Here is a 10329-nt window from a genome sequence, read left to right on the forward strand (position 1 = left end):
GGACGAGTCTAGGCAGCCGGGACGGGGAAGGACCTAGGGGCTTCCCGCGCGGGGAGAGGTGGAGCTCGACGGTGGGTGCGTACATCATGGGGTGCCTTCGGCATCCCACCCTACCGACGGGCTTCGCGCGGTTGTCGGTTCCTGCGGCTCAGCCCCCGACGCAACTGCGTAGGGTGGGACGCGGGCAGCGCGCCCCACCAGGGACGAGCGACCTACCTTGCCGCCGCTTCCTTCACCTTCAAGCGCCACGCATGCAGCAGCGGCTCGGTATACCCGCTCGGCTGCTCCTTGCCCTTGAACACCAGGTCCAATGCCGCGCGGTACGCATACGAGGTGTCCCAGTTGCCCGCCATCGGCCGGTAGAACGGATCGCCCGCGTTCTGCTTGTCCACCACCGCGGCCATGCGCTGGAAGGCCTCGCGCACCTGCTGCTCGGTCACCACGCCATGCAGCAGCCAATTGCAGATGTGCTGGCTGGAGATGCGCAGCGTCGCGCGGTCCTCCATCAGGCCGACGTTGTGGATGTCCGGCACCTTGGAGCAACCCACGCCCTGGTCGATCCAGCGCACGACGTAACCGAGGATGCCTTGCGCGTTGTTCTCCAGTTCCTGCTGTCGCTCTTCGGCGCTCCAGTTCGCCTGCGGCGCCACCGGCACCGTGAGCAGGCCGGCGAGCAGCTGTTCGCGCTCCGCCTCGGCGTCGATCTGTTCCAGTTCCTGCTGCACGGCAAACACGTCGACCTGGTGGTAGTGCAGCGCGTGCAGCGTGGCCGCGGTCGGCGAGGGCACCCACGCCGTGTTGGCGCCGGCGCGCGGATGCGCGATCTTCTGCTCCAGCATCGCGGCCATCAGGTCGGGCATGGCCCACATGCCCTTGCCGATCTGCGCGCGCCCGCGCAGGCCGCAGGCCAGGCCGACCAGCACGTTGCTCTTCTCGTAGGCCTGGATCCAGGCGCTGGACTTCATGTCGCCCTTGCGGATCATCGGGCCCGCGTACATGGCGGTGTGCATCTCGTCGCCCGTGCGATCGAGGAAGCCGGTGTTGATGAAGGCGACGCGCGCCGCCGCCGCCGCGATGCAGGCCTGCAGGTTGACGCTGGTGCGGCGCTCTTCGTCCATGATCCCCAGCTTGACCGTGTTGGCGGGCAAGCCCAGGAGCTGCTCCACGCGCCCGAACAGCTCCGAGGCAAACGCGGATTCCGCCGGCCCGTGCATCTTGGGCTTGACGATGTAGATGGAGCCGGTGCGCGAGTTGCGAACCCCGTTGGCGCCTTTTCCCTGCAGGTCGATCATGGCAATGGCGGTGGTGATCACCGCGTCCATGATCCCTTCGAAGATCTCCTTGCCGCCATCCCACAGGATCGCCGGGTTGGTCATCAGGTGGCCGACGTTGCGCAGGAACAGCAGCGAGCGGCCATGCAGGCGCACCTCGCCGTCGCCGTTCGGGGCGTGATAGACGCGATCCGGATTCAGTCCGCGCGTGAAGCTCTTGCCGCCCTTGTTCACCTGCTCGGTCAGCGTGCCCTGCAGGATGCCCATCCAGTTGCGGTAGGCCAGCAGCTTGTCCTGCGCGTCCACCGCCGCGATCGAGTCTTCCAGGTCGAGGATGGTGGAGAGCGCAGCTTCGACCGCGAGGTCGGAGACGCCCGCCGCGTCGGTGCGGCCGATGAAGTGGGCGCGGTCGATGATGATGTCCAGGTGCAGGCGATGGTTCTTCAGCAGCACCGAGGAGGGCGCGCCCGCGTCGCCGCGATAGCCGACGAACCGGGCCCGGTCCCGCAGGCCCGAGAACTGCCCGCCCTTCATCTGCACGACGAGCTGGCCGTCGCGCACCTGGTAGGCGGTGGCATCGACGTGCGATCCGTTGGCCAGCGGCGCGGCCTGGTCCAGCACCTGGCGCGCCCGCGCGATCACCTTCGCGCCACGCGCTTCGTTGTAGCCGGGCCCCTTGTCGGCGCCGCCGTCTTCGGGAATCACGTCGGTGCCATACAGCGCGTCGTAGAGCGATCCCCAACGGGCATTGGCGGCATTGAGCGCGTAGCGCGCATTGAGAATCGGCACCACCAGTTGCGGGCCGGCCTGCAAGGCGAGTTCGGCATCGACATTCTCTGTGGTGGCCTTCGCGCCCTTGGTGTGCGGCGCCAGGTAGCCGATCTTTTCCAGGAAGCCGCGGTAGCCGGCCGCATCGTGCACCGGCCCGGGGTTCTTCCGGTGCCAGCCATCGAGCTCGCCCTGCAAGCGATCGCGTTCGGCCAGCAAGGCCGTGTTCTGCGGCGAGAGTTCACGCACGATGGCGTCGAAGCCTTGCCAGAATTTCGCGTTGTCCACGCCCACGGTGGGCAGCACCTCTTCGTCGATGAATCGCTTGAGCGCGGTGTCCACGGCAAGTCCGTGGATGGTGGTACGGCTGGTCATGTCAAAGCTCCTGGTATTGCGAATCGAAGAAGGCGAGCACGTCGCGCAGCGTGGTGCCGATGCGGGTGGGCTGCGGCCCCAGCTCCTCGAAGGGCAGCTGGTAGCGGTTGACCCAGAGCGTGCGATAACCGAACCAGGTGGCGCCCAAGGCGTCCCAGGCGTTGCAGCTCACGAACAGGATCTGGCCCGCCGTTTTTTTCGTGGCCTGCGTGCCGAGGCGATACGCGTCGGGGTGCGTCTTGTACTTGCGCACCGTGTCCACGCTCAGCACGTGATCGAGCAGGCCCTCGAGTCCGGCGCTGCGCACGGCGACGCCCAGCATCTGCGGGTCGCCGTTGGAGAGGATGCCGGTGGTGACCTCGCGCGCCCGCAGTTCCTGCAGCACCTCGCGGTTCTCGGGGAAGGCCGAGAGGTGCCGGTATTCATTCATCAATTGCTGCTCGCGTTCGGCCGTGAGCTGGAGGCCGAGCCGTTTGCATGCATATCTCAGGCCCGCACGGGTCAGCTCCCAGAACGGCTGGTAGTGCGCGCCGTCGTTGCTGGTGGTGACCAGCCGCGTGTATTCGATCTGCTTGTCGCGCCAGAGCACGGAGAGCGCCTGGCCCTGCCCGGGGAACAGTTGTTCCGCCAGCAGGCCGACGCTGTAGACGTCGAACAGCGTTCCATACGCGTCGAAAAGCACCGCCCGGGGTTGATCCATGGCGGTACTTTATTCCGAACTTTGCTCGTCATTAATGCAAGCAAAAGATCGGAATCCGTGACTGTAATCTAGCTAATCCGCTTCAGAACCCAAAAACGCGTATCGCATTGCGAGATCGGATCGCTTGCATGTCTGCTTCCGGCAACGCGGCCGTGTTGGCGAAGGCGCCCTTGGTGTCGTGCACCCAGTGCGGCCAGTCCGTCCCCAGCATCACGTGCTCGGCCCCCACGATGGACACTAGGTACTGCAGCGAACGCGGGTCGTAGGTGATGCTGTCGTAGTAGATGTGGCGCAGGTAGTCGGTGGGCTTGCGCTGCATCTGCCGGCGCGCAGGCAGCTCCACCGCGTCGCCCTTCTCGAACCGGCCCACCAGATAGGGCAGCGTGCCGCCGCCGTGCGAGGCGATGATCTTGAGATCGGGGTACTGGTCGAAGAAGCCCTCGAAGATCATCCGCGTGAGCGCCAGCGTGGTGTCGAACATGAAGCCGACCGACCAGGACAGGTCGAACTTGGTCATGTCCATGGCGTCGACGCCGGGCGGATCGGTGGGGTGCACCAGGACCGGCAGCTTGCGGCGGTCGATCGCGCGCCAGATCGGCGCGAACATCGGGTCGGTGAGGCTCTTGCCCGCCACGTTGGCCAGCACCATCACGCCCACGGCACCCTTGGCGCAACTGCGCTCCAGTTCCTCGAGGGCCCGTTGCGGATACTCCCAGGGCAGCGAGGCGAACCAGCGGATGCGATCGGGATGGCGCGACTGCGCATCCGCCACGTTGTCGTTGGCCTCACGCGCGGCCTGCACGCTGACCTCCTCGCCGCCCCAATAGACGTTGGGGCAGGTGAGGGACACGACGGAGACGTCGATCTTCGCCTCGTTCATGTGCGCGATGCGCAGTTCCCAGTCGAAGTGGCCCTTTTGCGGCAGCACCACCGGCGTGTCGCCGCGAAAGATCTCGCGCTGGCCGTCCGGGCGGGTCTTGATGTTGTAGATGCCGCTCTTGTCGCGCAGCAACTCGAGCCACCTGGTGGTGAACATGTGCGTGTGCACGTCGATGACCGTCATGCGCTTGTCTCCTTCTTGGTGGTGCGCTCAGGGTGGGTCCGGATGGCCCGGACCATGGCTCTGGGCTACTGTTTAACATGTTAAATGATCGCGAATCGAGGAGACACCCCATGAAACGCCGCCACTTCGCCGCCCTCGCCGGGGCCGCGCTCGCCGCCCCGGCCGTCCTGGCGCAGGACCGCACGATGAGGATCCTGGTCGGCTTTTCGCCCGGCGGCTCCGCCGACGTGATCGCGCGGCTGATCGCCGAGAAGATGCGCGTCTCGCTGGGGCAGAACGTGATCGTCGACAACAAGCCGGGCGCCGCCGGCCGGCTGGTGTTGAACGAACTGAAGCGCGCCGCGCCGGACGGCCAGACCCTGGTGCTGACCCCGAGTGGCGCGATGGTGATCGCGCCCTGGATCTACAGCAACATCGGCTACGACCCGATCAAGGACTTCACGCCGATCTCGCGCATCGTCACCTTCGACTTCGCGGTCACCGTCGGCCCGGGCGCGCCCCCGGGTGACCTGAAGACCGTGCTGGCCTGGATGAAGGCCAACCCGGGCAAGGCGAACTACGCGACCTCGGGCGCCGGCACCGTGCCGCACTTCGCCGGCATGCTGCTGTCGCAGGCCGCGGGCGTGAAGCTCACGCACGTGCCTTATCGCGGCGGCGCGCCGGCGGCGCAGGACCTGATCGGGGGGCAGGTGCCACTGATGGTCGACACCGCTTCCGAGACCCTCGAATACCACAAGGCCGGCAAGGTGCGCATCCTGGCCGTCACCGGCGAACAGCGTTCCAGGGCCCTGCCCGAGGTGCCGACGCTCAAGGAGCAGGGCATCGACATGGCGGCCGATGCCTACTTCGGCCTGTACGGTCCGCCCGGCGTGCCGACCGACGTGGTGAACCGCATCGACCGTGCGGTGGCCGAGGCGCTGAACGACCCGGTGATCCAGGAAAAGATCTACGCCTTCGGCCTGGTCCCGGCCCACGCGTCGGCGGCGGCGCTGGCTGCCACGCAGGCGGCGCACCTGAAGCGCTGGGAGGGGCCGATCAAGGCGTCGGGGTTCAAGGCGGAGTAGTCGGGGCGCTTGTCGGTCGCCGTGTTGGCGCCGTGCTAGCGGAAGCATTTTCGAACGCAGAAAACGCAGAAGTGACGCAGAAAACGCAGAAGGACATCCTTCAAAGGTTTTTCTTCTGCGTCTTCTGCGTAGCTTCTGCGACTTCTGCGTTCAAAGATTGCCTGATCGCGCACCGCAATCAACCCCTGACACCCCGCCATTCGTGACCTGCGCGTGCATAATGCCCGCCGCATGGACAAGCTCAAGCAGCTCGAATCCTTTGTTTCAGTCGCCACCAAGGGCAGCCTGACGGCGGCGGCGCGCGCCGAGGGAGTGGCGCCCGCCATCATGGGCCGGCGGCTCGATGCGCTGGAGGAGCGGCTGGGCGTGAAGCTGCTGGTGCGCACCACGCGGCGCATCGCCCTCACGCACGAGGGCAGCGCCTTCCTCGAAGACTGCCAGCGGCTGCTGGCCGACCTGGGCAACGCCGAGGCGAGCGTCAGTGCCGGCGGGGTGAAGGCCAGCGGTCACCTGCGCATCACGGCGCCCGCGGGCTTCGGCCGGCGCCACGTCGCGCCGCTGGTGCCCAAGTTTCGAGCGCTGCACGGCGACGTCACGATCTCGCTGAACCTGAGCGACCGCGTGGTGGATGTGGCGGGCGAAGGCTTCGACTGCGCCGTGCGCGTGGGCGACTTCCCGGATTCCTCGCTGGTGAGCGTGCGGCTGGCGGACAACCGGCGCCTCTGCGTCGCGACGCCGGCCTACCTGAAGCGCCATGGCACGCCCGAGAACCCGTCGGATCTCGTGAAATTCGATTGCCTCACGCTCTCCAGCGATGCGTCGCAGACGCGCGGCTGGGCGTTCCTGCAGCCCGGGCGCCATGGCGAGGGCGAACTCGTGCATCTCAAGCCGATGGGCCCGCTCGACTGCTCCGACGGCCAGGTGCTGCACGACTGGTGCCTGCAGGGCTGGGGCATCGCCTGGCGCAGCACCTGGGAGGTGGACCAGGAGATCGCCGATGGCCGCCTGGTCGAAGTGCTCGCGGCCTATGCAGCCCCGGCGAACGGGATCTATGCCGTGTTTCCGCAGCGCAAGCACCTGCCTTTGCGGGTGCGGCTGTGGATCGACTTCCTGAAACACCACTACGCCCAGCCGCATTTCTGGATGGCGGCCGCCACCCCGTCATGAGCCTCGAAGCCATCCTCGCCTAGCTGCACATGCACGCTGAGAAGCCGCAGAACACGCAATGGAAACTGGAGGCAATCTCCGATCTCTTCCGCGTCTTCTGCGAAACTTTTGCGTCTTCTGCGTCCGGTTGTTGGCTTTTCTGCGCGCCAAGACACCCCCCGTAAAATCCCCCCATGCTCCAAGCGAAACAAGAACTGCTCGCCGCGCTGGCGTCCGGGCTGGAACAGCTGTCCCCGGGGGCCGGTGAGAAGGCCGCGTTCGAAAGTCCCAAGGTCGCGTCGCATGGCGACTTCGCCTGTACCGCGGCCATGCAAATGGCCAAGCCGCTCAAGCGCAATCCGCGACAGCTGGCCGAGTCCCTGCGCGAGGCACTGCTGGCCACGCCGGCCTTCCAGCGCTGGGTGGACGCGATCGAGATCGCCGGGCCGGGCTTCCTCAACATCCGCCTGAAGAGCGCGGCCAAGCAGGAGGTCGTGCGCGAGGTGCTGGCCAGCGGCGCGGGCTTCGGCCAGCAGCCCCTGCACGGGCAGCGCGTGCTGGTGGAGTACGTCTCCGCCAATCCCACCGGGCCCTTGCACGTCGGCCACGGCCGGCAGGGCGCGCTGGGCGATGCCCTGTGCAACCTGTATGCCACGCAGGGCTGGAACGTCCACCGCGAGTTCTATTACAACGACGCCGGCGTGCAGATCAACACGCTGGCCACCTCGGTGCAACTGCGCGCCAGGGGCCTGAAGCCCGGTGACGCCGGCTGGCCCGAGGCTGCGTACAACGGCGACTACATCCAGGACATCGCGGACGATTTCCTCGCGGGCAAGACGGTGAAGTCCGACGACCGCGAGTTCACCGCCAGCGGCGACCCGCAGGACCTGGACGGCATGCGCCTGTTCGCGGTGGCCTACCTGCGCCACGAGCAGGACCTGGACCTGCAGGCCTTCGCCGTGCGCTTCGACCAGTACTACCTCGAGTCGAGCCTCTACACCAGCGGCAAGGTGGATGCGGTGGTGCAGCGGCTGCGCGATGCCGGCAAGACCTACGAGCAGGATGGCGCGCTGTGGCTCAAGTCGACCGAGTACGGGGACGACAAGGACCGCGTCATGCGCAAGGGCGACGGTTCGTATACGTACTTCGTGCCGGACGTGGCGTACCACATCACCAAGTGGGAGCGCGGCTTCACCAAGGTCGTCAACATCCAGGGCACGGACCACCACGGCACCATCGCGCGGGTGCGCGCCGGGCTGCAGGCGGCAGGCGTCGGCATTCCCCAGGGCTACCCCGATTACGTGCTGCACACCATGGTGCGCGTGATGCGCGGCGGCCAGGAGGTGAAGATCTCCAAGCGCGCCGGCAGCTACGTGACGCTGCGCGATCTGATCGAGTGGACCAGCAAGGACGCGGTGCGTTTCTTCCTGTTGTCGCGAAAGCCCGACACCGAATACGTGTTCGATGTCGACCTCGCTCTGGCGCAGAACAACGACAACCCTGTGTATTACGTCCAGTATGCGCATGCGCGCATCTGCTCCGTGCTGGCGGCCTGGGGCGGCGATCCGGGCCGGCTGGCGGGCGCCGACCTGTCCTCGCTGGAGCATCCCGCGGCGCAGAACCTGATGCTGCAAGTGGCCCGCTATCCCGAGATGCTCACTGCGGCGGCGGCCGATTTCGCGCCCCACGACGTGACCTTCTACCTGCGCGAGCTGGCCGCGGCGTACCACTCCTACTACGACAGCGAGCGCATCCTCGTGGCCGACGAGAAGCTCAAGACGGCGCGCCTGGCGCTCGTGGCCGCCTGCGCGCAGGTGTTGCACAATGGGCTGGCTGTGCTGGGCGTCAGTGCCCCGGCCAAGATGTGAGCATGAAACCAAAGCAAAGCGGCAACACCATTGTCGGCATCATCATCGGGATGGTGATCGGCCTCGCCGCCGCCCTCGCGGTGGCGGTCTACGTGACCAAGGTCCCGATCCCCTTCGTCAACAAGAGCTCGGGGCGCTCCGCGGACCAGGAGGCCGCCGAGTCGAGGAAGAACCAGAACTGGGACCCGAACGCGCCCCTGTACGGGAAGAACCCGGCCAAGCCGCTGCCGCCCGCGCCGGGCATCCCGGCCTCTGCCGCAGTGGCGACGCCGCCCGCGCCGGCCGCTTCCGAGGCCCTGGTGCTGGCGCCCGCAACGCCAGCGGCCCGGGAAGCCGAGAAGCCCAGGGAAAAGTCGCCCGAGGCTCCGGCCGTGGCCGGCCGCCCGGCTCCGGCCGATCCGCTGGGTGACCTGGCTTCCGCGCGCACCAGCAGCGGTGGCGCCGATCCCTTCCTCTACTTCGTGCAGGCGGGCGCCTTCCGCACGCCCGAGGACGCCGAGGCGCAGCGCGCCAAGCTGTCCCTCATGGGCATCGAGGCCAAGGTGACCGAGCGCGAACAATCCGGCCGCCAGGTCTTCCGCGTGCGCGTGGGCCCCTTCAGCAACAAGGACGACGCCGACCGGCAAAAGGACAGGCTGGATTCCGGCGGCTTCGACACGGCCCTCGTGCGGGTGCAGCGCTAGCCGCTTGCGGCCTGCTGAGGAACCATCCCGCAGCCTGCCGCTCAGAACCTCTTCAAGGAGTGACATTGCAATGAAACGACGCGAGTTTTCCGCCGCTGCGGGCGTGCTGGGCACCTCGGCCCTGGTGCTGCCTGGCATGGGCTTCGCCCAGGCGAAGGCGCCGCAGGAGGGGAAGGACTTCCGGGTCCTGGACAAGAAGGTGCCCAGTGACGCGCCGGCCGGCAAGGTCGAAGTCATCGAGTTCTTCTGGTACAGCTGCCCCCACTGCAATGCCTTCGAACCCAAGCTCAATGCCTGGCTGAAGAAGCTGCCGCCCGACGTGTACTTCCACCGCGTGCCGGTCGCCTTCCGGGACGACTTCGCGCCGCAGCAGCGCCTGTACTACGCGCTGGAAGCGATGGGCAAGGTCGACGAGCTGCACGACAAGATCTTCAACGAGATCCACGTCAATCACCAGCCGACCAACAGGGAAGACACCATCGTCGCCTTCGTGGCCAAGAACGGTGTCGACCCCGCCAAGTTCCAGGAGTTGTACAACTCCTTCTCGGTGTCGTCCAAGGCCCGCCGCGCCAAGCAGCTGCAGGACCTGTACGAGGTCGATGGCGTACCCGCCCTGTGCGTCGGCGGCCGCTACTACACCGACGGCACCCTCGCGGGCAACATGGACCACGCCCTGCAGGTCGTCGACTATCTCGTGGCCGAAGCCCGCAAGGCCAAATAACACGGATGGGCGATCCGCACGGGATCTCCGTGCGCCGTACCCGGAAAAGCCCGCGCGAGCGGGCTTTTCGTTCTGGGCTCGCTACAATCCGCAGCAAGATTCGTGCCCCATGAAGACCACCAAGACCACCCTCTCGTTCGCGCTTGCCCTCGCCCTGGCGCTCGTCGCCGCTTCCGCCCACGCGGAGAAGGCGGACCGCATGAAGCCCATGAACGTGGAAGCCGACAACCTGCACTATGACGACCTGCACCAGACCAGCGTCTTCACGGGCAAGGTGGTGGTCACCAAGGGCACGATCGTCATCCGCGGCGCCCGCATGGTGGTCCACCAGGACCCGGAGGGCTACCAGTCCGGCACCGTGACGGCCGACACCGGCAAGAAAGCCTTCTTCCGCGAGAAGCGGGAAGGCGCCGACGAATTCATCGAGGGCGAATCGGACACCATCGAATACGACGGCAAGGCGGACCTGGTGAAATTCATCGGCCGCGCCGAGATGCGCCGCCTGAGCGGCACCACGCTGAGCGACGAGACCAGCGGATCGGTGATCACCTACGACAACAACAGCGACCAGTTCGTGGTCGAGGGCGGCACCGGGGCCTCTCCCTCCAACCCGGGCGGCCGGGTGCGCGCCACCCTGGCCCCGCATGGGAACGCCGCGGCGCCGGCCGCA

Annotated in this window: 9 protein-coding genes; 6 read left to right on the forward strand and 3 right to left on the reverse strand. The window is 67.0% G+C overall.

Annotated elements, in window-relative coordinates; genetic code table 11:
* Positions 1-212 precede the first annotated feature (212 nt).
* The 3 genes from JWP60_RS06320 to JWP60_RS06330 form a co-directional block, all read right to left on the reverse strand.
* Positions 213-2414, reverse strand: a complete 2202-nt coding sequence (locus JWP60_RS06320; protein ID WP_299787927.1) for a malate synthase G — start codon at positions 2412-2414, stop codon at positions 213-215.
* A gap of 1 nt (position 2415) precedes the next feature.
* The gene (locus tag JWP60_RS06325) at positions 2416-3114 is read right to left on the reverse strand and encodes a haloacid dehalogenase type II (RefSeq protein WP_299787930.1); all 699 of its coding nucleotides are present in this window, start codon (positions 3112-3114) and stop codon (positions 2416-2418) included.
* 82 nt (positions 3115-3196) lie between these two features.
* Complete coding sequence (locus tag JWP60_RS06330; RefSeq protein WP_299787933.1) at positions 3197-4177, reverse strand: amidohydrolase family protein; 981 nt, start codon at positions 4175-4177, stop codon at positions 3197-3199.
* 110 nt (positions 4178-4287) lie between these two features.
* Between JWP60_RS06330 and JWP60_RS06335 the strand changes: the two genes are divergently transcribed.
* The 6 genes from JWP60_RS06335 to lptA form a co-directional block, all read left to right on the forward strand.
* Entirely contained in the window at positions 4288-5241 is a 954-nt protein-coding gene (locus JWP60_RS06335) for a Bug family tripartite tricarboxylate transporter substrate binding protein (protein ID WP_299787936.1), read from the forward strand.
* Between the two features lie 231 nt (positions 5242-5472).
* Positions 5473-6408 carry a LysR family transcriptional regulator gene (locus tag JWP60_RS06340; RefSeq protein WP_299787938.1) on the forward strand — a complete coding sequence of 312 codons (936 nt, stop codon included), beginning with the start codon at positions 5473-5475 and terminating at the stop codon, positions 6406-6408.
* Positions 6409-6581: 173 nt separating this feature from the next.
* On the forward strand, positions 6582-8255 hold the full coding sequence (gene argS, locus JWP60_RS06345; RefSeq protein ID WP_299787941.1) for an arginine--tRNA ligase: 1674 nt from the start codon (positions 6582-6584) through the stop codon (positions 8253-8255).
* A 2-nt stretch (positions 8256-8257) separates the two neighbouring features.
* Complete coding sequence (locus JWP60_RS06350; RefSeq protein WP_299787944.1) at positions 8258-8938, forward strand: SPOR domain-containing protein; 681 nt, start codon at positions 8258-8260, stop codon at positions 8936-8938.
* Positions 8939-9008: 70 nt separating this feature from the next.
* Positions 9009-9659: a thiol:disulfide interchange protein DsbA/DsbL gene (locus tag JWP60_RS06355; RefSeq protein WP_299787947.1), complete on the forward strand. Its 651-nt coding sequence runs from the start codon at positions 9009-9011 to the stop codon at positions 9657-9659.
* A 109-nt stretch (positions 9660-9768) separates the two neighbouring features.
* Positions 9769-10329, forward strand: a 561-nt coding sequence (lptA, locus tag JWP60_RS06360) for a lipopolysaccharide transport periplasmic protein LptA (protein WP_299787950.1), incomplete at its 3' end; no start/stop codon positions are given.

This window comes from Ramlibacter sp. (assembly GCF_028291745.1).
Lineage (GTDB): Bacteria > Pseudomonadota > Gammaproteobacteria > Burkholderiales > Burkholderiaceae_C > Ramlibacter.

What these genes read in the sequence shown, in the direction of transcription:
- JWP60_RS06320 (WP_299787927.1), bottom strand. Translation starts at nt 2,414, where the DNA reads ATGACCAGCCGTACCACCATCCACGGACTTGCCGTGGACACCGCGCTC.
- JWP60_RS06325 (WP_299787930.1), bottom strand. Translation starts at nt 3,114, where the DNA reads ATGGATCAACCCCGGGCGGTGCTTTTCGACGCGTATGGAACGCTGTTC.
- JWP60_RS06330 (WP_299787933.1), bottom strand. Translation starts at nt 4,177, where the DNA reads ATGACGGTCATCGACGTGCACACGCACATGTTCACCACCAGGTGGCTC.
- JWP60_RS06335 (WP_299787936.1), top strand. Translation starts at nt 4,288, where the DNA reads ATGAAACGCCGCCACTTCGCCGCCCTCGCCGGGGCCGCGCTCGCCGCC.
- JWP60_RS06340 (WP_299787938.1), top strand. Translation starts at nt 5,473, where the DNA reads ATGGACAAGCTCAAGCAGCTCGAATCCTTTGTTTCAGTCGCCACCAAG.
- argS (WP_299787941.1), top strand. Translation starts at nt 6,582, where the DNA reads ATGCTCCAAGCGAAACAAGAACTGCTCGCCGCGCTGGCGTCCGGGCTG.
- JWP60_RS06350 (WP_299787944.1), top strand. Translation starts at nt 8,258, where the DNA reads ATGAAACCAAAGCAAAGCGGCAACACCATTGTCGGCATCATCATCGGG.
- JWP60_RS06355 (WP_299787947.1), top strand. Translation starts at nt 9,009, where the DNA reads ATGAAACGACGCGAGTTTTCCGCCGCTGCGGGCGTGCTGGGCACCTCG.